The following is a 257-nucleotide window of genomic DNA, read 5'->3' as shown; positions in this document are numbered from 1 at the left end:
CGGGGTTTGAGACAGAGTTTTATCTCTTGAGACCGGTAACTAGAGATGGAAAAGAAGAATTGGTGCCTTTCGATTCTACCCCGTACTGTTCTGCCTCAGGATATGATGCCGCAGCTCCTATTCTTCGCGACATGTTTGCTGCACTTCGTTCCCTAGATATTCCAATGGAACAGGTACACGCGGAGGCAGGAAACGGACAATTTGAAATGGCAATAAGGCACAGTGTATGCGATAGAGCAGCTGACAATTTGGTGTAC

At 47.1% G+C, this 257-nt stretch carries 1 protein-coding gene; it reads left to right on the top strand.

Annotated features, from left to right (window positions below; translation table 11 throughout):
* Window positions 1-257: hypothetical protein (locus tag SM755_RS23900; RefSeq protein ID WP_323174869.1), on the top strand; the 257-nt coding region annotated here is incomplete at both ends.

This window comes from Natrialba sp. PRR66 (genome assembly GCF_034808065.1).
Classification (GTDB): Archaea; Halobacteriota; Halobacteria; order Halobacteriales; family Natrialbaceae; genus Natrialba; species Natrialba aegyptia.
Note: the sequence above shows the minus strand (reverse complement) of the source record. Positions and strands in the feature narration are given on the sequence as shown.